Genomic DNA, 22,784 nt, shown 5'->3' with positions numbered 1-22,784 from the left:
ACACCGTTCTTGTACGCGATAGCTGCTAAGAGCCGTTGTGTCGGCTTCTTTCCGTCCACGTTGTCGAGAGCGTCTTGCAATTCCTCGACGGAAATCTCGTCAAGATGGTTCATTATCTCTTGCAAGAGATTTTGAGTAAAAAGTTCTAACGATTACTATAGTAGCAAGCAGATGCACTTCGCCTCAAAGGGAGAGGTACCGATGACGGTTCTGAATCTGTAACGAGTTGGCTCGCGGGGCGTCGTTCCACGAACGGCCGACCACGGCGCGACGCGCGACGTCGAGCGGTGCTCTCACACGGCTCGTACCCTCGGTCACCGACCAGAACCGCGCTGGTTTCGGAACCGGTCTGAACGAGGACCCATCACATATCGCGTACCGCAACGGGTGAGATCGTGGATATATCGTCCACATCTATAGTAGCAACAAATTTACTATAAGGCGAGTTGGTAAGTTATCGTACTATTACTTGCAGATGAAATCTGTTATATTCAAAGACATTGTTATTGTTTTAACCTTGTAATTCGAGATTAGTTGAATGAATGAGATAAAACAGTATGTTATCGATACGTTTCGTGTCTACGTGGTCATGTCGGGAATATACAGTCCGTATATTTAGAATGTGTGTTGAATCGTAGTTGTCCTAAGAAAAGTATAAAATATACAATATACGCTGCGCCACGGCCGATGCGTCTCGAACGGACTGTGGGTCTCGGTGCCCGCGCCCGTCGTCGGAGAAGCATGCGGTGTTCTGTCACACCAACAGGAATAATATCGTAGTGCGTCCTTGTCTGACTGCGGAACCCCAGTGGGGCCGCCGAATCGAACCGATACGGCGTGAGAGTGTCGTACCGGAGCGTAGCCTGTGTGACGCAGGTTGTGTCTGGCGACCGTACGCACGGTACGCGACTCTCTTCTGCTGTCAGTTCCGACGTGCCGGTCGGAGATATCGTCATCTGCGACCGTCGTCAGTCGCGGGCGAGTCTCCGCCGTCAGCGGCCGGATCCGCTCGGTTCAGTCGGATTCGGACTTGCGTGCCGGACTCGGTCGCCCGGACACTAAGCGTCCCGTTCGAACGGGAGACGATCCAGTACACTAACCACAGGCCGATTCCGGAGCCGTGCTCCAGATCCGTTTCTTCCCCGGCCTCTAACACGGCGAATTCAGACGGTGGTAAACCCGGACCGTTATCCTCGACGATGATCGTCGCCGCTGTCGGAGAGAGGTCCGTCGTGACGCGCACGGTGATCGGGTCGTCGCCGGCGTGGTGAGAGACGGCGTTCTCGATTAGCTCAGCGAGTGCGAGATCGAACCGAGGATGCGCGTCAACGACGACGTCATCGACGTCAAACGAGACGTGCGTCAGCCACTCGGCCGAGACGCTTTGTTTGACCTTGGATAGATACTCGTCGAGCGGGCGTTGATCCGTCTCGGTATACGACAGCACCGTTTCTATCTTCCTCGCTTTCGCCGCCTGTTCGACGACTTTCATGGCGCGCGTATGGATGCGATCTGCCGACTGGGCGGTCTCACCACTCGTCGAGTCTCGAATGATGGCCGCGAACCCCGCAATCACGTTGAGGTCGTTTCGAATGTTATGTCGGAAGATACGCGAAAGAACCTGCTTGAGGAGGTCTAATTCCTCTTCGCGCTCCTTGAGGGCCGTGATGTCGCTCAACACGACGATTTCCCCGGTCACTCCCCGACCGTAGATGATCTCCGATGTTTCAATCGAGAACGTCCGCGTTCCGCCGGGTATCTCTAATTTGACGACGCCGGAGCCTTGCGCGTCCGCAGACACCGTGGAGCCACAGATGAATTCCTCGATGTTGGTTCCGACGAGACTCTGTTCTGACAGTCGGACCCCGGCTTGATTCGCATCGACGATGTAGCCGGCGGCGTTGACCACGAAGATGGGGTCGGTAATCTCTTCGAACGTCTGCTCGCGAGCGACGGGTACGAATTTCAGTAACCCGTGTTCCCGAATCGAATACGCAAAGAAGAGTCCGGAACACGAGTACAGGACGGACGTAGGGTCGAAATAGATCGGGACGAGCCCCGCGACCTTAACGAGCGTTGAGCCGACGAGCATCGAGAACACGACCAAGAGATAGACTGTCTGTCGACGCTGCATGCCGTTCGTCCGAAGCAGCTCTCCGACGAACATGCCCGCGGCCAGAAACACGAGAAGGTAACCGTATATCTTCGTCACGAGAACCTTCAGGGGGCCGTCGAAAATTGGAAAGTGTAAGATTCCGTCCGCGGTCACGTAGTACGCACTCGTGAACACCAGTTCGTACGGATTGAACCAAGAGAGGATAAATAAGAGCGCGATTGGGGTGAACAACGCATAAACGGCGGTTCTGGAGGCCGTTTGTTTGAAAACGAACTCGTAGGCGAGTAAGAAAAGCGTCACTGCGGCGGTGGGAATCATTACCCAGAAGAAATTCGCAACCGCGAGCGTGAGCTGCGGGTCCGGAATGAGCGTAAACGTTGCGAACAGTAACGACCACAGACCCCCGGTGGCCATCGAAAGGATGAACCAGATGACACCCGGTTTGTCACGTTCCTGCCAGAGAAGCTGACAGTTCACGACCGATGGGATCACCCCAAGGTACATCAGAGCGATAGAAATCTCGGGAGTGAGCCATCGGTCAAGCACGTATTCTATACCTGTATTATCGATCTAATTATTCTTTTGGGGCATCTGTAATATATTGCACAATTCCCCGTGGACGGCGTTGTCTAGTTCCGTCAGTACGAAAAGCGGAAAGAGAGGCGGCTGGGTTCGCGAAAACGCTCGCAGAGTTGGTCTCGGTGCGGGCACCGGTTCGGTTCGAACCGCAGTTCAGACGGTGGTTCGACTGCGGCGAACGCGGCAGTCGAGCGGCGGCGATGACACCGCTTGGGACCGTTCGGAGGGGAAACGACCGCACGGCCGAGCCCACGACTTCAGTCGTGGGGCGGTGACCAAACAAGTATAGTACGAGCGGCGAGATAGTTTTGAGAAATGAACAGTACGGACTGGTTTCAATGGCTCGGACTACAGGTCTGCCGCAACGGTGGCTCTCGGGGGGGAACGCGCTGAGATGAGGGTGGCAGACGCTCGATTCCTGTTTTTTCAATTGAACATCTGGTTGTGTCTGCTATCGGCCGCGATGGTTGCGATTTCGGGAGTCGCGATGGGAGTCGATCCCCGCTCGATCGGAGGCGGGCTCCTGCTCGCACCGCTCCTATTTTATTTCATATACGTCGAAGACCGACGAGGGGGGACGGCCGAAGACGAGATAAACCAACCGCACCGGACGAGGCTCGTGCGGCGGTACCAGACGGAGCTACTCGCAACGGAACTACTCGCGCTACTCGGCTACGAGCTAGTGGTCTGTCTGCTGGTGTTTCAGACGGCGACCGCGAACGTCAGCGATTTACTATTTGCTCAGATTCCCCTCGTCGTGCTCGGAAGCTACGGCTGGCTGAAGCGCTACCCGACTCTCGATTCCATCGGCGTCGGGTTCACTTGGGCGTTCGTCGCCGTCTTTTCGGTCGTCGCAGCGACACACCAGCAGTATTCACTCGAAGGGGTGGCGGTCTTCTTCGGGTGGTTTCTGATCACCGCCGCCGGGGTCGAGTCCCGCAATATCCAGGATATCACCGGCGACACACGCGCCAATAAAACCACGCTCGCGGGGTACTTGGGTCCCCGAACGGCGTCGCTGTTAGTCCGACTCCTCAAGGCGGGCGGCGTGGTCGTGTTCTGGGTCGTTTCCGGGCCGTTCGTCGCCGGGCTCGTTCTCTGTTACTTGCTTGCGCTCTCGGTGTTCCGCCGTCTTACGCGGCTACACAGACGGAGCACGTCGTCTGAGACGGGGGAGCACTCCACCCACGGGTGAGGCCGCGGGCGGCGACTCGCGGCAGGCGGGTCAGCCTCGCAACGCGTCGACCGGCCGGTCGTTCGCCGCTTTCCACGCGGGGTAGACCCCGCTGAGGATGCTCGCGACGACGGCGAAGCCGAACCCGTACACCAGATACTGGGCACCGCTCCACTGCAACGCCCCAAGCGGGTCTCCTGTAATCATCTGGAAGATGGCGAGCCCCGCCGCGAGCGAGAGTATCACGCCGATGAGCCCACCGAGTGCGCCCATCAGGGCGGCCTCCGTCAGAATCATCCGAAGCACTTCGGAACGCCGAATCCCGACCGCACGGAGGACGCCGATTTCGCCGCGGCGTTCGACCGTGCTCATCAACATCACGTTGAGGATGGCGACGCTCGCGACGACGAGCGAGATGCCGCCGATCGCCAGCAAGGCGAGCGAAAGCGTCTCCAAGAACCCGCCGACTTGGCCTGCGTTGCCGAACGTGTTGATGCTGAGTTCCTCTTCGTCCTCGGTGTTGAAGTACTGGTCTAACTCCCCGCCGATCTCGGTCGCGGTCGAGCTATCCGCGGCGACAATCGTCACGACGTCGTAGTGGTTCTGCTCGGAGAGGGCGGACTCGGGCAACACGAGTTCGCCGCCGCCGAAGCCGAACGCGTTTTCTTCCTCGATTAAGCCCTGCACGCGGTACAGTTGGCCGTCGTATTCGACGGGGTCACCCTCCTCAATCCCGAGGGTGGTCGCGGTGCTGTTGCTGAGCAGTGCGCCGCTCAACAGCCGGGAGGGCGCTTCGCCCGAGGTGAGGTTGTACAGCGCGGCCGCGTTCGTCACCCCGGTGACGCTCACCCGCACCTCCCGTCCATTTCGCGACGAGACCGACGTCGAGTTCGTCTTCTGGGGGACCACCTCCGCGTCGGTCACCAGATTCCGCATCGTATCGACCTGGTCGTCGGTCACCCCGTCCGTGTCGCTGTCCTGACCGGACGTTATCGACACCTCGTTGCCGATGCTCCCGAGTTGCGACGTCGCCTGTTGCTGAATCGCGGCTGTCGCCATCCCGAGCGAGCAGATGGAGACCACGCCGATGATGATACCGAGGGCGGCCAACACCGTCCGCAGTTTGTTCCGGCCGAGGTTCCGCCACGCCATCTGGACGCTGGGGAAACGCCAGAGAAGGTCGACGACGCTCATCTCTCGACGACCTCTTTGACCACGCCATCGACGAGCCGAACGGAGCTGTCGGTGTACTCCAGCATCTGTTCGTCGTGCGTGACCGCGACAATCGCGACGTTTTCGTCCTCTTTTAACCGAGTCAGCTCGCTCAGAATCGTCTCTCCGGTGTCCTGGTCGAGGTTCCCCGTCGGCTCGTCGGCGAGGAGGATGTCCGGCTCGTTGATCAGCGCCCGCGCGATGGCGACGCGCTGTCGCTGTCCCCCCGACAGCTGGTCTGGTCTGTGGCCGAGTCGGTCACCGAGACCCACCCGCTGGAGGAGGTCTTGGGCGCGGTCGTGCCGGTCGACCGAGGTGTCCCACATCGAGGGGAGCTCGACGTTTTCGGTCGCGGTCAGCATCGGCAACAGGTGGAAGTCCTGAAACACGAACCCGATTCCGGACCGCCGCTCTTCGGTCAGTTCGTCCTCGGAGAAGTCGGTCACGTTGCGACCGTCGAGATGGACCGTCCCCTCTGTCGGCGTGTCGAGTAACCCGATCATGTTCAGCATGGTACTTTTGCCAGACCCAGACGGGCCGATGATCGTCACCATCTCACCGCGTTCGGCGTGAAAGTCGACGTGGTCGAGCGCGGCGATGACCTCCTCGCCGTTCTGGTAGCGTTTCACGACGTCAGTGAGTTCAATGACACTCATGCTAGTGCTGGCGCCAGCGATAGATGCCAACCCCACCGACTACGACGACCACCAGAACGCCCCCGATGATGGGCAGCGGAAGCTGGGACCCACCTGACGACGACTCGTTCGAACCCGGGCCCTGATCGGACTGGGGACCGCCGGCGACAGGCGCGGTGCCGCTCGCATCGAGTGGCACCTGCTGTGTCGTCGTCACGCGGTCGCCGTCGACGATGTAGGACACCTCGATGGGGACGGACGTCGGCTCGCCGCTGAGCTGTGCGGTCACGTCGAACGTGGCGAACTCGCTGGCCTCTACGCGCCCGACGAAATAGCCGCCGGACGGCGAGCCGTGGGACACGTTTGCCGTCTCCTTGACGGTCAGTAAGACCGAGCTCGCGTCCGTGTTCCCGACGTTCGCGGCGTCGCCCTGTATCGTGACGGTTCCGGCGCTTCGCGTCGTCTCGATGCTCGTCAGTTGGATCTCGCCGGGAACCGACTCGTCGTCTATCTCCTCCGACAGCGAGCTCGTGTACGTCTCTCCGTCAACGACGTACGTCGCGGTGAACTGCACGACTTGGTCGCTCAGGTCTGCGGTGTCAAACACGACAGAGCGGTTCGTGTCCGGGTCGAGGTCCGCGGTGTATTTCCGGGCGACCTCGGAGTCGTTCACCGACGCGACGATTTCGACCTCCGAGAGGTCCGTATTTCCGTAATTTGTCAGCTCCACTTCGATGGTATCGTTCGTCTGGTCACCCACCGAGAGACCGGCCCGAACGTCTCGTTCTTCGACCGTCACGATGACCGGGTACTCTACGTTAACGACGTTCCCGTTTTCGTGGCGGCCGGAGACGTGGACGCTGAGCTGTTTTTGCCCTGTGCTCGTGAACGTGGTTGACAGCGGCACGTCGACTGACCCACCCGGGCCGAGCGTTCCGAGGTTGTTCGCTTCGGCGACGATGCGACCACCCGACCGGAGGGTGACCTCTTTGAGGTCCACGCCGCCGGAACTACTCTCGAAGTTCGAAACGGTCGCTCTGACCGTGACTGACTCACCGACGTATGGATCATCCGGCTCGACGGTCGTCGAGTTAACTACGATTTGCCCCGACTGTGCGCTCACCGCCGAAATCCCCCCGACGAGTACGCTCGTGACGGCCAACAGCGTGACTGTCGCCGCGATAGCGGGCCGAACGCCGCGTCCGCCCGTCATACGCCCGACCCGGACGCCGCGCTCGTTTGGCGACCGCTGTCGGTTCGTCCTCGGAGCCGAACCGACCGCGTCACCGGTGTCTGTCTCTTGGAGGGCCGATCGATCAGTGGGACCATCTGGTTGCGTCGCTCCATTTCTACAGAACAAATCAGTGAGCCAAGAATAAATGAGTCTTTTCACTACTTAGACCCAAATCCTCTAGACATGCCGCCGCAGTCGACGGTTCTGACACCCGTGCGGCGGTCTCAACACGCCGTCGACGCCTAGGCGAAAAGACAGAAGACCGAACGGATGTCCCCGACGAGATATCAGGTCCGAGTCGCGACGAGATACGCGGTGGCGGTGAGTCCGGCCCAGAGTATCCCGGCGACGCCGGCGACGAGCATGAGCCGGTTCGACCCGACGACGCCGGCGACGAGCCAGACCAGAATCCCGAGCCCGGCGAGTAGCTGGACGAACAACCCGCGCATCGGAACGGGCTGGCTTCGAACCGTCCGGACCATTCCATACCCGCCGAAGAAGAGCGCGGCAAAGAAACAGCCACCGCCGAGGATGCCCCACGCGGAGAGCAGTCCGGTCCCGGAGGTTGCCCCCGGCTCACGCTCGGGCAGGGCCGCGGCGGTCTCGGTGGAACTCGCCGACTCCGAGGCGGCCGCGGGTCCCGGGCGAATCCACGCCGTCGCGGACTCGTTGCTGTCGATTCCGAGGTCGTCTTCGACGGCGAGTGTGACCGTTAGCGTCTCGTTCGGCATGCGGACGCCGAGTCCGGCGCGCTCCCGTGTCGTGTAGCCCGTCCCGTTAACGACGAAATGGTACTCCGAGACCGACCCGGTCTCCACGGTGCTTTCGGCCCCCGAGAGCTGGATTCGACTCCCCGGGGCCGCCGTCGACGGCGCACTGAGCCGCGGGGTCGGCCGTCGGTAACGCTGACCCATCGGGGCGTCCGCGACCGGGATGAAGTCGACCCAGCCGTTGGTTATCGTGATTTCGTCGCCGTCGCCTTCCGGGAGGATAGAAGAGTGATACGGCCCGCTGGCGGCCCCCCAGTAGTTCGACTCCGCGTTGACGGTCCGTATCGAATCGGTGACGATACGCGCCGTCGCGTTCGTCGTGACGAGCCGGGAGATGTTAATCTCCATCCCGGTGTCGTGGCCGTAGATGTCGTTGTTAGCGATTCGGTAGCTGTCGGCGTCCGCCCCGCCGTACGAGAGTTCGACGCCTGTCGGCAGCGTGTCGTCGACGCGGCGGATATCGACCGCACCCTCGGCCGTCGACCGGGTGTGACTCACGCCGTCGGTGCGAAGGACGGCGACCGTATCGTCCCAGAGCGTTGCGATTTCTATCTGTTGTCGCAGTTGCGGGTTCGCAACGAGCTCCGCGAACGGAGCGTCGACGTCGCTCTGGTCGAGAATCGCACCGCGGGACCCCTCGGCGATGTAGATGCCGGTACCGGGGTCGACACCGGCGACCGGCGGTGGCCGGACGTGCGAGTTCGTGTTGAACACGATATCGTTGTTCCGAACCGTCGCGTTCAGCGTGCCGCGAGCCACGAGTCCGTAGCCGTTCGCAGCGATGACGTTGTCCGACACGTTGAGTGTCCCGCTGTGAGTTAGGGGACTGGAGACGAGGACCCCGGCACCACCGTTGTTAGCGAGGCGGTTCCCAGCGACGGTGACCCGGTGGACAAGGAGGTCCGACCGCACCGCCAGTGCGTGGCCGCGGTTATCGGCGATCGTGTTGTCGGTCGCGACGAGGTCACGGGCTAACGCGTGCACGGATAAGTCGACCCCGTCGCCGCCGTTCTCAGCGATCCGATTCCGTGACAGCGTGACGTTTCGAACCACGTGGCTGTTGATCGCGATTCCGGCGCGACTGTTGTTGAGGACGCGGTTATCACTCACTCGACCGCTCTTGATAGCCCAATTGGAGAGCGCGACCCCGTGTTGGCCGTTTTCGCTGATCACGTTGTCCGTGAGCCACAGTTCGCCCTCGCTCGTTTCGGACTGGATTTCGAGCCCGTTGCGGTCGTTGTCGACCAACTCGTTCCCGCGGAGCGTCACTCGCGTGACTCCACGGTCTCGCCGTTCTGACTGCCGAACGCGAATCCCCGTCGTCGACCGCGAAATCCGGTTGTCGGTCGCGACCAGCGTCGTCTGTGCCCGCGTCTCGATGTGGATGCCCGCGTCGCCTGCGTGCAACCGATTGCCGCGGAAGCTGCCTTCGCTCTGGGCGGCCCGTATCGCCACACCGTCTCCCCGCACGTCGGCGAACCGACTGTCGCTGACCCGGATGCCGGTGACGATATCCGCGTCGGCGAACAGCCCCGCGCCGTCGATCGCATCGAACTCGGAGTCGTGGACGGTGATCCCGCGGACGCGCGTGAGGTCGGTCGGCGGCGCGTACGCGAACGGCGTCGTCTCCGCTCCGACGACGTACATCGCGTGGACCCCGTCCGATAGCTGCGGGACCCGGCGGTCGAGCAGACTGACCCCGACCGGGTACACCCCCCGCGTCCGCGGGTTCACGACCCCGTCGAACTCGACGACGAGTCGGTCTCGACTCGAAATATACTCCGATTTCGAGAGCGAAATCTCCACGTGACGCCCGCTGACCGACACGTCCGAGACGGCGTCGTCGAACGACTGGTCGATTTCCCCATCGCTGTCGGTGTCGAGGCCGATGCGACCGAGCGACTCGGCCCCGACGTTTCTCACCGACCGTGCGCTCGGATACCGGAGTCGAATCGTCTCCATCGAGACGCCGACGCCGGGGGCGAGTGTGAGCGTGTGCCGTGCGGTCCGGTTCCGGCGTCGGTCCGTCGAGTCGAGTTCGATCTCCTCGACGGCCCCGATCGACGGGCTCGCGCGGATGGCGTGGCCGCCGATCTCGGAGAACGTCGACCGCGTTATCGTCACCGGGGGCGTCGTCGTGCCGTTAGCGGAGAGCCCGGCATCGGCGAAGTTTTGCAGCCGCGAATCGGTGACGGTGACTGACCCCTCGCCGCTCGTGGTCGTGATCCCGCTTCGACCGCCCTGTAACGTCGTATTGCGTAAGGAGAGCGTCGAGGACTCCGAGCCGTTGTATCGAATCGTCTCCCATCTGAGATCCCCGGAACTCGCACTCTGCGTGATAAGGACCGGCCGTGTTCCAGTCCCGGTCGCGTGCAACGACCCCCGGACCGTCAGCGAGACGCCCTCTGCGAGTTGGACCTCCGTTCCGGGCCGGATGGTGAGCGTCGCGCCGGACTCGACAGCGACGTCCCGAATGAGTCGATAGGGGCCGCCGTCTTCGGTCCACGTCGTGTCCGACTGGATCGGTGACTCGACGAACGTGACTCCGGACGGTGCCGCCACGGCCGATACGCTTGACATGGGTGTGAGAAGCGTACAGACGACGACGAGCGCCACGGCCCACGGAGTCAGCTTGTTAGTCACCACGTTTGTCTTACACTCCGATAGGTCACGACAGGGATTTAGCTTTCGCCTTCGCTGAGTTACACGTCGCCGGCTCGGAGTCGATACCGATACTGCGCCTATTAGTATCTAGCGATATACAAAATAAATCTTATAGAACGACCGTTCGATAGAGTTTTACGCCTCAATGAATCACCTCTCAGATGTGAAATCGAACGTCGGAGACAGCGAAGACTCGGTTACTCGACCGACGAATAGGCAGTTAAACAGTTAAAAGGTCACTACGATGGTACGGAACAAATCAGCGATACTCCTTTGTGTGCTAGTAGTAACGTCAATCGCGGCGGTCCCGGTGTCGGCCGACAGTTCGGTGTACGGCAACCCGGAACTCTCGCTAAGCGTGTCGGACAACACGTACAGGTCAAGCGAATCCGCCACGCTGTCGATCGTCGCGAGTAACAACGGACGGCTCGAACAGGGCGGACCGGCGCAGTACGAACAGGAGGTCCAGACTGCGCAGAGCGTCCAGATGAAGGTTCTCGAAGAGCAGATCGACGCGCCGATCGACGTGAAAACGGGGACCGTGACGGCGGGCGCAATCCCGGACTCGGGAACCGGCCGCTTCGATTTCAACATCGAGATCGGTGCCGCCGAGCCGGGAACCTACGAGATTCCCGTCGAAGTACAGTACAAGTACGTCCGGATGGTCACGTACGGCGGCGTCGATGGCCCGGAATACGAGTGGCGGACAGTCACGAGAGAGAAGTCGGTGACGGTCGAAGTCGAAGACCGCCCGCAGTTCGAGGTCGTGAACGACGACAACAACGCGGTGTTCGCCGGGGACACCGGCAAGCTCTCGTTCACCCTCGAAAACACGGGGACGCGAACCGCCACGTCGTCGTCGGTCCAACTCACGACGCAGTCGCCGACGATTTTCTTCGGAACGATGCAGAACCCGCAGTCGTCGACGAGCCTGTACGTTCCGTCGCTCCAGCCGGGTGAACGGGCGAACCTCGCTGTCCAAGTCGGTGCGGCGGCCGAGACCCAAGCCGGGTCGTACCCCGTCAACCTCGCCGTGTCGTACGAGAACCAAAACGGAGTCACCGAGACCTCGGATACGCTGACGACCGGAGTCACGGTCAACCCCGAGCGAACGTTCGAGATCAGAGACATCGAGACGAAACGCTTCAGAGTCGACGAGGGAGAGGCGAAGATCAACGCGCAGGTCGTGAACACGGGCAGCGGCTCCGTGAGCAACGTCGCCGTCCGTATCGGTGACACGGCCGTTGTGACGCCGACGAACGGCGAGTCCGCAATCGGTGACCTCGGACCGGGCGAGTCCCAGCCGGTCTCCTTTACCGTCTCGATTCCGGCGAGCGCCGAGCCGGGGACGAACACGTTCCCGTTCATCGTCGAATACGAGAACCAAGACGGCGACGTGAGAACGACGTCGTCGCCGATTCGCAAGTCGATCTCGATCGGGGCGGAACAGGACCCGTTCACGGTCGTGAACGTCAGTACGGCCGTCTCGCCGGGGACAACCGAGACAGTGGATGTCGAGGTGCAGTACAACGGTGAAGAGCCGATCTCGGCGGCGAACGCCAAGCTCTTCGTGAGCGACCCGATTTCGACGTCCGACGACGGTGCGTATCTCGGCGAGATGCAGCCGGGTGAGACCAAAACGGCGACGTTCACCGTCAGCGCCGGCTCAGAAGCGACCGTCAAAGCCTACGACGCCTCGGTCGAGGTCCGGTACGACGAGGCCGACGGCGACACGAAATACACTGACGGCCTGCCGGTCGGCATTGCCCTGTCCCCGTCGAGCGGTGGACTCCCGATTCCGATGTCGGTCATCGGTGTTCTCGCACTCCTCGGGGTCGGAGCGATAGCCGTCGTCTACCGCCGTCGATGACGGATTATGGACGGGACAAGGAGTAACCATGGATAAGCTACGCGAGGTATTCAGCACGGTCGGAAGACAGGTCCAACAGCGACCAGTCGCAGTGCTGCTCCTCGCAGTCCTGCTGATATTCACCGCGTTCGGCGGTGCTGCGCAGATCACGAGCGTTACTGGCGACGCTGCATTCGTTGCGGACAACCCAACGTTCGACGCGTTTACGGAATCGTTTGATCGAGGCAGCATTGCCGTTCTCGTACGGGGGGATATTTCGGAACCGCAGACACTCCACGCGATCGACCGCGTCGACCGGCAGATGTCGACGAAGGCGAACGTCCAGACCGTAACGAGTCCGGCAGATCAGGTCCGCCAAGAGTACGGCCGAATCCCCGATTCGGAGGCGAAAATTCGGAGCGTTATCGGATCACCGGACTACACGGTCGTCCAGATCGTCTTCGATACGGGGCTCTCTCAACAGGACGAACGCCCCATCTACACGCAGGCCGTAGAAGCGACTGACTGGGCGGAGTTCCCCGCCGGGACGACGGTAACCGTCACCGGCAGTGCCGCGTTCTCTGCACAGCTTTCGACGCTCATCCAGCAGAGCACACAGCAGTTACTCGGCCTCGCGATCGGGCTCATGGTCGTGGCGCTGTTCTTCCTGTTCCGCGGCGTCCGCCTTCGTCTCCTCCCGATTGTCGCCGTCTTCGTCGGCGTCATCTACACGTTCGGAGCGATCGGATACGCTGGAGTCCCCAACTCGACAATGACCAGCGCGGTCTTCCCCATCTTGATCGGGCTGGGCATCGACTACTCCGTGCAGTTCCACGAGCGGTACGAGGAAGAACTCGAAAACCATCCGCCGCGCGAAGCGCTTCCGCAAGCGCTCGGTGGGATCGGCCCACCGGTCTTCGTCGCTATGCTCGCCGCCGCCCTAGGGTTCGGAGCGACGTGGGTGTCGACGTCGTCGCCGTCGATTATCTGGTTCGCCCAGACCTCGATCTTCGGCGTGCTTCTCACCTTCGTCGCGGGGATCCTCGTTCTCCTCCCGCTTCTCACCCTCTGGGTTCGCCGGCGGGGGGACTCAACGGACGAAACGCCGACCGAAGACGACGCTCCGACGACGGCCACGGCGACGCAGTCCCAAGGCGACTCAGATCGCGTCGGCCTCGTTGGAGAACTGCTCGGCCGTTCGGCGCGGACGCTCGCGAGTCATCCAGTGCTCGTCCTCAGCATCGCGCTGCTGATCGCTCTCGTGGGCTTTCAGGCCGGCGGGTCACTCGACACGCTCGCGGATACGGAAGGGTTCATCCCGCAGGACCTCCCCGCGTACACCGACCTCCAACAGTTCCGCTCTGTCGCCGGGGGCGGTTCGAGCACGAGTTACGACGTGCTCGTGACCGGTACGAATCTCAAACACCCGACAACATTGCAGTGGATGCTTGACTTCGAGCACATCGCAACACAGGCCCCGCTGGTACAAGGCGTCGATTCGCCAGCGACGCTGATTAAACAGCACAACGGGGGCCAAATCCCCCAAACCGAGAGTGGCGTCAAGCGCGTGCTCGAAACCATCCCCGAGAGACAGAAACTCCAGTATTACAACGATGGGCGTGCGCACATCATGGTCTACTCCGCACAGGATATGACCACCCAGCAGGCCCTCTCGTTCCTTGAGAACACGCGCGAGTCGATCGCGTACAGTAGTCCGCCGCCCGGAGTGACGGCGGACATCACGGGAACCGCCGCGATTGCGACGCCCTCCATCGTGGAGCAGATCAACTCACGAAACGTGACGACCGGACTGGGAGTCCTGTTCGTGTTCGTCCTGCTCCTCCTGTACTATCGCAATCTGGTGAAGGCTGTTGCGCCGCTCATCCCGATGGTGTTCGTCATCGGCTGGCAGAACATCTACATGTATCTGCTGAACATCCCGGTTTCGCCACTCGGTGCGAGTCTCGGGGCGATGACTGTCGGGATCGGTGCGGAGTACACCATCATCGTGATGGACCGATACTACCAAGAGAAGCAGCAGGCGGGCGTCAGTCGACTCGATGCCGTTCAGACCGCAGCCACTCGGGTCGGAAAGGCGATCAGCGTGTCGGGAATGACGACCGTGTTCGGCTTTTCGGCGCTGGTGTTGTCGCCGTTCCCGATTCTCAGCGGGTTCGGCTTCCTGACCGTCGGCGTCGTGTTCCTGACCCTCATCGCGTCGCTGGCGACACTCCCCCCGACGCTCGTCCTCTTGGACTCGATCGCCGAGCGCGTGGCTACTGCCCGGTCCTCGTAACACACCTCCCCCAAACCGTTCAGCGTAGTCCACCACATTCTTCCGTTGGGCATCAAGCGCCCTCGTCTGTATCCGTCTGCTTGCCCATCGGTGTCTCCTCCGGTTCGCCGTCGGTCGTATCGGCCGTGGCCGTCTCGGTAGAGCCCACTGACCGCTCTTTGTCCCCAGCGTCAGCCGAGAGCGGAGCTCTCCCGTCTGATGACTCAGTCGTCGGCTCCCGACCGGCTGCTGTCTTCTCGACTCCTGAGGAGAGCTCTTGGCGGACCTGTCCGGCAAAATCGTCAGGGTCGTACACTTGTTCGACGGCAACCGTGAGACCACCGCTTGCCCCGGATCGGACTCTGACATTCCCCAGCCCGAACAGTGAATCCCATGCCGAGCGGGTCTCCTCGACGCCACGAACCTTCTCAAGCGGCACCTCGTTTCGCAACAACGAGATAAAGCGATACTCTTCGATTACGCGTTGATTCGTCAAGGAGTAGGTGGTAAGTGTGTTCTGCCAATAGCGATAGATTCCTCTGGAGAACAAAAACAGGCCGCTGCCGAACGCGATCGTCGGTTGGTACAGCGGGCGTTGCGTGAAGTACAGCAGAGACACCCCGAGGGCGAGGAGGGGCACGGCGACCGCGGCTTCCGCGAGCGCGCTTCGTTGTGCGGGATTCCGCGTCTCAACGAGGTGCTCGTCATCGCGCGTCTGGGGTGCTTCCGGTACTGTCACGAAATGCACGTACCATCCCATCGCTAGGATAAACAGCCCGAAGACGGCGATGATGAGCCCGCTAGTTGGCGATGACTGGGGGGGTGAACCGCCCGATAGCTCCGCGACAAATCCGGACAGATACGCCCCGGCGGCGACCAGTGGGAGTCCGAAAACCGAACTCCAGAGCGCAGGTAGACCTCGCGCCATTAGTTAGGTCCCCGAGAGCATTTCGTAGAGAATCGCGACGACAGAGCTGAGGGTTCCGATAAGCGTTAGTGTCATCTGATCAATAGCTAGTTCACCACATCGACTGAAAAATCCTCGTTCACACGTCCCACGAGACGCTGCGGTGTCTTCTGCCGAGTCGTTGGTGAACTTGGCCGCCTTTCGAGGTGTCGGAGACTCTGTGTTCCTGTCCGTGTTCGCGATGCGTCCATGGACTGTAACATCCTCGCTGGCCAACGACGCGTTCCCCACGGTGAGTGACTGTGTCGACGTACGCGTCGAAAGGAGGTGAGCCGCCCGCTCGATGTCGGCGTAGGCGAGTTCGAAGCTGATAGTCCGCTGTTGGCCAGACGGAATGGTACGACTATGCGTCGCAACGGCGGTCTCGTTGAGACGGTAGACGAACTGCCCGTCGAAAGCAGTTGTCCCGACGTTCCTGACCGTAACCACGACCGTGTATTGGGTGTTTTCCCGAAGGTCGTTCGGGAGTTGCACGTCCCGTGTCGTGAGCGCCGCCGCGCTTGCACTCGGTTCGCTTCGCAGTCGAATCGCATCGCTGACGGTAGCCCCACCAGCGGTCTCGATACTGTGGTCGTAGGTCCGACCTCGCTGGATAAGGCTATCAGCAGCCTCGATCTGCTCGGTCGTGACTGCGAATGCGACCTGCCGTTGCTCGCCGCTCCCGATGGTGATGGTTTTCTCGCTGATCGTCGTTCCAGCGAAGTGATAGGCGACGTCACGCGTGATCGTTGTCTCGGTCGGGTTCGAGACGGTCGCCAGTACGACGAACTCTCGGTCACTAGGTGCCGTCGCGGGGGCTTGAAAGGCATCAATGACGAAATCGACATCAGGCGTCACACGCAGGTAACGCGGAATACCCTCTCCCGACGCGTTTCGAGCGCCGTGGACGTACGTTCCCGTAGAGAGTGATTCGGTGTCGGTCAACAGTCCGCTCGCCGTCAGTTCAAATCGGACCTCACGTGACGAACCACCGGCCAACCGAACCGTTCGGTTTGTAACCGACGACCCAGCAAATACATATTCAATTCGCTCCGAACGCGTCTCATTGGCGGGGTTGCGGACCGTCGCAGTCACGGTGTATGTGTCCGTGGGTCGGACCCGCTCCGGCGCCGAGAGCCCTGCAACGGTAAGCCCCTGCGGTGCGTCGGTCAGTTCCGGAGAATCAGTCCGGTTTGAGGCAGCTGTCGTGTTTGGTGTTGATGACGCCGTGTGCGTGGCAGTCCGCGTCGTCGGTACTGTCGTGTCCGGTATCGGTGACGGCGTCGACGTAGCTGTGGTTGTTGTGGCGGTGGGCGTCGTCGTGTTCGGAGTCTCGGTCTCCGCGTCCGTGGTCGGGGACATTTGGGCTTGAGCTAGTGCATGGGTCGAAACATCTGTAGCCGTCGGTTTCGGCGGTGAGTCGCCGTTGGAAGCAGCACCGATGCTTGCGGTCGCAAGCGGTGTTGACCATATAACGACCGCAAGGAGGCACAGTAGCATGAGTACGCTCCGTGATGGCTCCGTGTCGGGGGGCATATGTTAGATATATTCAAAATGAAGATGTATAATGGATTTGGCACGAATGGACGGATTAGCACTCCACGTCGAACGACAACTAACGTGGCGGTGAACCAATATCGAACGGGGGGGAGAGTTCAGCTCTCGGCGTTCCCCGTGGAGTCACACCCCGAGAGATTCGCCTTTAGCAGCTGTAGTCACCAGGTTTCTGACCGCCTCAACGAGCGTGCCGATGAGCCCCTGCGACGAGGGCTCCGAGGGGACGCTGGGTAACGGCGTGTTCGTACGCACCGAGCCGGCTGGAGTCGGCGTCGACGCGTTCGGTTCGTCGGCCGTTGCGTTCGGTGGTGCGACCTGAACCGTCTCGATATGTTCCCTCCCGGTCGAATCGGTCGCACGGACCCGAACACGCGCCGGGTACCCGTCCAGTTGGAGCGTTTCGTTGATGGTAACGTCGTTGGTCACGCCTCCACCGTAAATCTGCGCTAAATCGACGGTGTCGCCGGCCGGTCCGACCGTCTCGGCGTACACGCTGGTAACGCGGCCATCGTACACGCGACCTTCGACGTGGACCCGGCCGTCGCTGACCCGAATCGCGTCCGGCTGGAGTTCGATGGCCGGTCGCACGAGCTGCGTAACGTTCACCGCGAGTTCTCGTTTCGTCGCGTTGCCGGTGGCGTCGTCCGCAACGATGGTGATGTTTCGACGGTCTCCCGTGATCGGTATCGTCTTCGTGAACGTGTGTTCGATTGGCCGCGCACCGATTGGCTTCGGTTGGACCTCGTAGTTCAACCCCGATCCGTCCGCCGAGCCGCGACGAACACCGATCGAGCGGATGCCAACCGCATCCGTCACCCTGATGGTCAACCGAACCGCCGAGCGCGTTTTGACGAGGCTCTGGTTGAGTATCTCAATCGACGGCGGCGTCTCGTCTTTGACGTAGATGTTGACATTGTATTGACGACGGTGGCCGCGCGAATCGAGCACCGTAATCTTGAGACTGTTTTGGCCAGCGCCCACGCTGTCGTCGAACGGCCCCAGCCGGAGCGGTTTCGAAATCGACGTGTTCGGATCATCGATCACGACCCGTTTTCGGAAGCCCCAGGGAGCATCGATACCTTGGCCGTGATACCGCAGTTCAATTGACACGTGCTCGACGTCCGAGTGGTCGTAGAGCGTCCCGTCGAGGCTGATTCGGGACCGGTTGATCGTATAGTTGTTCTCGGGAGTTTCGTAGATACTGGTGTTGCCCGTCCGGAACGGCGACGTGAACACCAACGCCGGGGCGATCGAATCCTCGATTATCGTCGCCCTGTGGGTCGTGGTTCTCCCGCCCTCCTTTACGAGGACTTCCAGGTCGTGCTCGCCAGCGGTTACATCGAGCGTCGCCGTTTCCTGAACTGCGGTGCTGTTCGGCGTATATATTCGTCGGCTGTCTCCGTCCACGCGGACGACGAGCAGCTCGATTGCCGTTGAACTGTTTGCTCGGACCGTAAGTTCGGGGTTGTCGCCGGTCGTAACCGTGTCACCGTCGGCGACAGTCCGGTTTTCGATAACCAGCGTCAGACTCAGCTCTGAACGGTCGGTCGAATTGTTCCGTTCGACCTGCTGGTGTGTGTCCGGCACATCGATAGCCACGTCTCCAGTTGTCGTCGATGGCTCCGCCGCGGCGGTTACTCCTGCAGTAAAAGAGAGTATCAGTAGAACTGCGGCCGCCCAACCCACGTGCTTGGAGTCCATGTTCGAATACACTAGCCAGTGGGCGTTTCGAAGATAAATCTACAGACCCAACTATCATCGTTGAAATTCGGAGCAGGACCAACGGAGATGAACCCGAGGATACGGAGCGATACGGTCCCGAAATCGGGAGCCGCCGACCCAAGATGAAGCGGTACTGGCCTGTCGTTGCGAGTAAGCAAATCGGTGTAGATTACTCGCGTTACAGCCATCAAACAACTGGCCACTAACACGACTAGTTGGGTCGATCCGATGACTGCCCATACAGAGGCTGGCTTGACGCCAACCTTTCTTATCGTCGAAGCCATCGATACTAATCTATTTCGGTCTCAAGCCGCCTCTCGGGCAGTCCTCTCTGTCGAGGGGCGATTGAACGCCCCTGCAATGACGTGCGACTAGGTCCGTCTCACAAGCCGGGCACCTTCCGCGTCCATGTGGGAGTCCCACACAACGAAAGAGCGGAATCAAGGGAGACAAATACCCAAACCGCTACCACTCTCCGAGAGGTAGTTCACCCATGAACAACAGCGAAGCGATCGACGCGCTCATCGAGCTCGGTCTGTCTACGTATGAAGCGCGGGTGTTTACCGCACTGATCGAACTCGGTGAGGGGACGGCCCGCGAGGTTGCGAAGACGTCGGACGTCCCTCGCTCACAAGTGTATACGACGGCAAAAGAACTGCAGTCGCGAGGGTTCATTAGCGTCCAACAAGCGAATCCACAGGTATTCCAACCGATATCGCTGTCCGAGGTCGAATCACAACTCAGTCGCGAATTCGCATCCAAGCGTGACACGGCGTTCGACCGGCTCAAGACGCTCGAACGACAGACCGCACCGGCGGCCGAACAGAACGAAGACGTGTGGACGATCACGGGCACGCCGGCGATCATCGGCCGGGCCAGTCAACTCATCGACGAAGCCGAAACGCGAGTGATCTACGGTGCCGAGAGCCTCGGTCATCCGGATGCCGAACTCCTGAGTACAGTCCGCTCGTGCTGTTCGCGCGACGTCTCGGTACATCTGCTTCAGGATAGCGACCAAGAGATTTCGGACCAGTGGCGAGAGATCGACTGTGTGTCCGCCGTGTCGATCCCACCGCAACAGTCCAAAGGCGACCACGCAGTGCGGCTGTTACTCGTCGATTCGGATAGCTTCCTCCTGAGTGTCCGCAGCAACCGATCGGCACCAGAGATTGCGATTTGGAGCGCAAACACGACGTTCGCCGAGGCGTTCTCACAGCTCCTCACGAGCAGTCTCCCCGTTCCCGAGTAGAACGACGCTTTCTCATCCGGACTCGCTTGCGGCTGACGCCGTCCGCTGTTCGAGAATGTGCCAGAGTCTCCGAGTCCTGACTCCGTTCCAGAAGTACGTGAGGACGACCCAGTCGTCGGTCTCCACCGTAGTCTCGGTGGCGACGCTCGTCTGTCAGAAGTGTCTCTTCGGGTTGGTCGGGTAAAATAAAAAGACCGGAACGAATCCGGTTGGTTACTCGTCTGCTGTCGTCACGTCCTCGTCGGAGTGACGAGGAGGGACGGCGGCGTTAGTTCTCGCGGCGGAGTGCGAGAAGGGCCGCGCCGACGAGTGCGACGAGAGCGACTGCGATACCGAAGCCGGGCGTGTTGGAGGACGTGGTGGACGTCTCCTCAGTCGGCTCCTCGGTGGTCTCAGTCGGCTCCGAGGTCGTCGTCGTTTCCGAGGGTTCGTCCGTGGTCGTCGTCGTTTCCGTTTCGCCCGAGGACGTCGTCGTGGTGTCCTCACGCTCGGAGACGATTTCGACGTTCACGGTGTCCGTGTTGTCGCCGTCGTCGGCTTCCACGGTGTACGTACCCGTCTCGAAGTCGGTGGTGTCAATTTCGACCATCCACTGGCCGTCGTTGGTCCACTCGTCAGTGTCTTCGAGTGCGACGGACGTACCGTCTTCACTCGTCACTTCGATGCTGATGGTGTTGTCGTCCGGCTTGAGGTTCGTCGAGCCAGCGATGACCATCGTTTCACCGGTTGCGACCGGGTTGATGCCAGCCGCTTCAGCGGCGTCGGGGTAGATCGAGTCGATGGACGTCGAGGACTCGGACAGACGGAACGTCTCGGTGACGATCAGGTCGTCGCTCGCCGTCTCGTCAACCGTTTCGGAGGCGATGAGCTCGTTGACCTGCTCACCGTTGTTGCTACCTGCGTCAAGATCGTCGAGGTAGGTCATCAGTTCGGAGAGGTCGCCACTGCCGCTGGCCGGCGGGAGCGAACCGTCACCGACGTTACCGTCACGACCGACCGAGAGGATGTGGGCGGTGATCCGGCCCTGCGTGAGGCCGACGGTGATGTCGTCCTCTTCGAAGGTACCGTCGCTGTCAACGCTCACTTCCTGGTAGTTGACGTTACCGCGCTCGTCGACGAAGATGACGAGGACGGTGTCGGCACCGGTGGCGGTACCGTTAACGTCAACCGTTCCGGAGTCGACAGGAGCGACCTGACCGTTGATCGTGCTGAACTGACCGGTCAGACCCTGGTCGACCACGCGGAGCGAGTTACTGCTGCTCACGCCGCTCGTGAAGTCAGACGTCGAAAGCGCGTCGTCGACGGAACCGTCACCGTTAACGTCAGCGTCGGACGCGTCGATGACACCGATGCGGTAGGTACCCGTCAGCGACAGGATGCTGCTACCGTCGCCGCCGAGGTTCGAGATCGCAACGTCTTCCTCTTCGAACGTGTCGTCAGCGTCGACGTTAATTTCGTTGTCGCCGCCGATTTCGAGGAGCTGCCAGTCGCCATCGTCGCGGACGTAGATTGCGACGCTGTCGGAGCTGGTAGCCGTACCGTTAATGTCGACTTCCGAGCCAACGACGTACTGACCGGTCGGGTTCGAAAGCGACGTGCCGCCCTCCTCGATGGTGAGCGTGATGTCGTTCGTCGGATCCATACCGATCGCTGCAGTCGGGCTCACACCAGCGTCGTAGACTTCGAGGTCGACGTCGCTGTCGTCGAGGTACTGCGTTTCAACGCCGCCAACGCCGCTCGCGCCGTCGATTTCGACGATTGCGTACGCGATGTCCGCGTTGTCAATCGTCGGTCCCGTGGAGGAATCGCTTGCGTTCGTAGCGGTGCTGTTTGCGATGCCGACTTCCGAGGTGTCGCCGATGTTACGGAAGACCGCCTTTGCGTCTTCCGTCGTGGCGTCGTTCTGAAGGTCGGAGAGGTCGATAGCGACAACGTGTTCGTTGCCGTCGATACCGTTCGTGACGGTGTACTGAACGTCAGTACCCTGCGTCACGGACTCGCTGTCGAGTTCGAGGCCGACCTCGTCCTGCGACGAGATCGTCAGCGTCAGCGTCTCGGACGCCGAGCCGAAGTCGAGGTCCTCAGCGCCTTCGAGGCTGATCGTGTACTCGCCAGCGTCCTGACCGGACATGTCGAGAGCCACGCCGCCGGCGCTCGGCGAGGTGCCGCCGATCGAGCCGTCGTCAATGAAGGCGTCCGTTCCGTTCAGAACTTCGTTGGTGATGTCCGTACCACTCGCGTCCTCAACGGTCACTTCGACCTTCTCGGCCGACTCGTAGTTGTATTCAGCGTTGACGTAGAGGTTGTCAGCGTCGCCCGAACTGATAGCGGAGCCGGTGACATCGCCACCGCCGCCCGTCAGGACTTCGCTGTCAGTGATGCGCGGCGACAGAAGCGTGACACTGGGGGAACCGCTCACACCATCAGTAGAGTAGGTACCAAGCGGCTGGTCATCCGTACTCTGTGGGATGGGCGAGTTCAGGTCCAGAGTGACACCTTCTGCGTTACCTGCGACACCCGTCAGAAGCGAGTTGTTCTCGGCGAAGCCAGCGTCCGTGTTAATTTCCTCACCGAGGAAGACACGGTCTCCGGCTGCGATTGTCTTGTTGAAGTTCTCATTGTCTGCGTCGAGATCTCCACGCTCCGCGGCGGCACTTCCGGTCAGCGCGATGGTCCCCACAAAGACGGAGGTTACCATCAGCGCTGCGAGAAGTATCGCACGCGTTTGATTTTTGATCTTTGTCATAGTGTACTTGTAGCGCCAGTATTTTCCACGCACATCGCTATGACGCGGATCCCTAC

The 22,784-nt window shown here is 61.0% G+C and carries 14 protein-coding genes and 1 pseudogene; 5 read left to right on the top strand and 10 right to left on the bottom strand.

Going from position 1 to position 22,784, the window contains the following annotated elements; all coding sequences use genetic code 11:
• Together FY251_RS12055 and FY251_RS12050 are read right to left on the bottom strand one after the other, a co-directional pair.
• Window positions 1-113 (bottom strand): annotated as a pseudogene (locus tag FY251_RS12055) (IS630 family transposase); the annotation flags it as partial.
• 839 nt (window positions 114-952) lie between these two features.
• Window positions 953-2,620 carry a histidine kinase N-terminal 7TM domain-containing protein gene (locus tag FY251_RS12050; protein ID WP_148415104.1) on the bottom strand — a complete coding sequence of 556 codons (1,668 nt, stop codon included), beginning with the start codon at window positions 2,618-2,620 and terminating at the stop codon, window positions 953-955.
• Between the two features lie 469 nt (window positions 2,621-3,089).
• On the opposite strand from FY251_RS12050, the gene FY251_RS12045 reads away from it, so the two are divergent.
• Window positions 3,090-3,890 carry a UbiA family prenyltransferase gene (locus tag FY251_RS12045; RefSeq protein ID WP_148415085.1) on the top strand — a complete coding sequence of 267 codons (801 nt, stop codon included), beginning with the start codon at window positions 3,090-3,092 and terminating at the stop codon, window positions 3,888-3,890.
• 30 nt (window positions 3,891-3,920) lie between these two features.
• Here FY251_RS12045 and FY251_RS12040 read toward each other — a convergent pair whose 3' ends face one another.
• From FY251_RS12040 to FY251_RS12025, 4 genes are all read right to left on the bottom strand, one after another.
• Window positions 3,921-5,063, bottom strand: a complete 1,143-nt coding sequence (locus FY251_RS12040) for an ABC transporter permease (protein WP_148415084.1) — start codon at window positions 5,061-5,063, stop codon at window positions 3,921-3,923.
• Entirely contained in the window at window positions 5,060-5,737 is a 678-nt protein-coding gene (locus FY251_RS12035; protein WP_148415083.1) for an ABC transporter ATP-binding protein, read from the bottom strand. Before FY251_RS12035 ends, FY251_RS12040 begins: the two co-directional genes overlap by 4 nt.
• 1 nt (window position 5,738) lies before the next feature.
• Entirely contained in the window at window positions 5,739-6,929 is a 1,191-nt protein-coding gene (locus tag FY251_RS12030; RefSeq protein WP_148415082.1) for a hypothetical protein, read from the bottom strand.
• A gap of 308 nt (window positions 6,930-7,237) precedes the next feature.
• Window positions 7,238-10,300 carry a right-handed parallel beta-helix repeat-containing protein gene (locus FY251_RS12025; protein ID WP_148415081.1) on the bottom strand — a complete coding sequence of 1,021 codons (3,063 nt, stop codon included), beginning with the start codon at window positions 10,298-10,300 and terminating at the stop codon, window positions 7,238-7,240.
• Window positions 10,301-10,694: 394 nt separating this feature from the next.
• On the opposite strand from FY251_RS12025, the gene FY251_RS12020 reads away from it, so the two are divergent.
• Both FY251_RS12020 and FY251_RS12015 read left to right on the top strand, forming a co-directional pair.
• Window positions 10,695-12,254 (top strand): COG1361 S-layer family protein, encoded by a 1,560-nt coding sequence (locus FY251_RS12020; protein ID WP_148415103.1) that lies wholly within the window; start codon window positions 10,695-10,697, stop codon window positions 12,252-12,254.
• A 28-nt stretch (window positions 12,255-12,282) separates the two neighbouring features.
• The gene (locus tag FY251_RS12015) at window positions 12,283-14,529 is read left to right on the top strand and encodes an RND family transporter (RefSeq protein WP_148415080.1); all 2,247 of its coding nucleotides are present in this window, start codon (window positions 12,283-12,285) and stop codon (window positions 14,527-14,529) included.
• A gap of 52 nt (window positions 14,530-14,581) precedes the next feature.
• Here the strand turns inward: FY251_RS12015 and FY251_RS12010 are convergent, their stop codons facing one another.
• Window positions 14,582-15,436 (bottom strand): PH domain-containing protein, encoded by an 855-nt coding sequence (locus FY251_RS12010; RefSeq protein ID WP_148415079.1) that lies wholly within the window; start codon window positions 15,434-15,436, stop codon window positions 14,582-14,584.
• A 3-nt stretch (window positions 15,437-15,439) separates the two neighbouring features.
• Window positions 15,440-16,399 carry a PH domain-containing protein gene (locus FY251_RS12005; protein ID WP_255516687.1) on the bottom strand — a complete coding sequence of 320 codons (960 nt, stop codon included), beginning with the start codon at window positions 16,397-16,399 and terminating at the stop codon, window positions 15,440-15,442.
• A 289-nt stretch (window positions 16,400-16,688) separates the two neighbouring features.
• On the opposite strand from FY251_RS12005, the gene FY251_RS22575 reads away from it, so the two are divergent.
• Window positions 16,689-16,826, top strand: coding sequence for a hypothetical protein (locus tag FY251_RS22575; RefSeq protein ID WP_187367404.1), 138 nt, complete (start codon window positions 16,689-16,691; stop codon window positions 16,824-16,826).
• Window positions 16,827-17,134: 308 nt separating this feature from the next.
• On the opposite strand, the gene FY251_RS12000 is transcribed toward FY251_RS22575, so the two are convergent.
• Window positions 17,135-18,712 (bottom strand): hypothetical protein, encoded by a 1,578-nt coding sequence (locus FY251_RS12000; RefSeq protein WP_148415078.1) that lies wholly within the window; start codon window positions 18,710-18,712, stop codon window positions 17,135-17,137.
• A 514-nt stretch (window positions 18,713-19,226) separates the two neighbouring features.
• Here FY251_RS12000 and FY251_RS11995 point away from each other — a divergent pair.
• Window positions 19,227-19,982, top strand: coding sequence for a TrmB family transcriptional regulator (locus FY251_RS11995; RefSeq protein ID WP_089776747.1), 756 nt, complete (start codon window positions 19,227-19,229; stop codon window positions 19,980-19,982).
• Window positions 19,983-20,250: 268 nt separating this feature from the next.
• Here the strand turns inward: FY251_RS11995 and csg are convergent, their stop codons facing one another.
• Window positions 20,251-22,728, bottom strand: a complete 2,478-nt coding sequence (gene csg / locus FY251_RS11990) for an HVO_2072 family ArtA-dependent S-layer glycoprotein (protein WP_148415077.1) — start codon at window positions 22,726-22,728, stop codon at window positions 20,251-20,253.
• Between the last annotated feature and the right edge of the window lie 56 nt (window positions 22,729-22,784).

It is taken from the genome of Haloferax sp. KTX1, assembly GCF_902410085.1.
Classification (GTDB): Archaea; Halobacteriota; Halobacteria; order Halobacteriales; family Haloferacaceae; genus Haloferax; species Haloferax massiliensis.
Note: the sequence above shows the minus strand (reverse complement) of the source record. Positions and strands in the feature narration are given on the sequence as shown.